This is a genomic window from Vibrio sp. OPT46 (assembly GCF_015163535.1).
GTDB classification, from domain to species: Bacteria; Pseudomonadota; Gammaproteobacteria; order Enterobacterales; family Vibrionaceae; genus Vibrio; species Vibrio alginolyticus.
This window is the reverse complement of record NZ_JADDYG010000525.1, coordinates 1-1,010: the sequence shown is the minus strand read 5'-3', so window position 1 is coordinate 1,010 and position 1,010 is coordinate 1. Positions and strand designations below refer to the sequence as shown.

The following is a 1,010-nucleotide window of genomic DNA, read 5'->3' as shown; positions in this document are numbered from 1 at the left end:
GGGAATACCGGTAGCCAGAACACGGCTTACTCCATGCCGATCACGCCGACCTTAGCTATTACGCCAGTGGGCAATGTGGATGAAACGCATGCCGCCACACTACAATTCGAAGGCACGTCGACACGTTTTGACGGTCAGTCCCTGCGTCTTGAAGTGAAAGCCCAAGGCAGCGCGACGGTACTAAAAAGCAGCAGTGCAACGGTACAAGCCGGTGGCACTTGGATCAGTGGCGCAATGGACATGAGTCACCAAACCAATGGTACTTATACTGTGATGGTGACGGGGACGAACTCTGCGGGCATTGAAGTGAGTGAAAGCCAGAGCTTTACACTGGCGCAGTCTCTGCCAACGCTGACTAACGCGATGTTTACGCCTGAGCACCAAGCCATCGGCCAAAGCGTGACGGTGACGCTGGAATTCGATAAAGATCTGCAATCCGCCGCAGCAGAGTTAGGTGGTACGACGATCACCTCGTTAGTGGCAACCGCGGACCCAAGTGTTTGGACTGGTGATGTAGTGGTACCAGACTCGTCAGAGCTGAATGTGGCGTTACTAGTTCGTGACTACCAAGACTTATCAGGAAACACCGGTAGCCAGAACACGGCTTACTCCATGCCGATCACACCAACCTTAGCTATTACGCCAGTGGGTAATGTGGATGAAGCGCATGCCGCCACGCTACAATTTGAAGGTACGTCGACACGTTTTGATGGTCAGTCCCTGCGTCTTGAAGTGAAAGCCCAAGGCGGCGCGACGGTATTGAAAAGCAGCAGCGCAACGGTACAAGCCGGTGGCACTTGGACCAGTGACGCAATGGACATGAGTCACCAAACCAACGGCACTTATACCGTGATGGTGACAGGGACGAACTCAGCGGGCATTGAAGTAAGTGAAAGTCAGAGCTTTACTCTCGCGCAGTCTCTGCCAACGCTGACTAACGTGACGTTTACGCCTGAGCACCAAGCCATCGGCCAAAGCGTGACGGTAACGCTGGAATTCGATAAAGATCT

General features: G+C 53.6%; 1 protein-coding gene. It reads left to right on the top strand.

Annotated elements, in window-relative coordinates:
* On the top strand, positions 1-1,010 hold a 1,010-nt coding region (locus IQR33_RS21270; RefSeq protein WP_193844030.1), incomplete at both ends, for a tandem large repeat.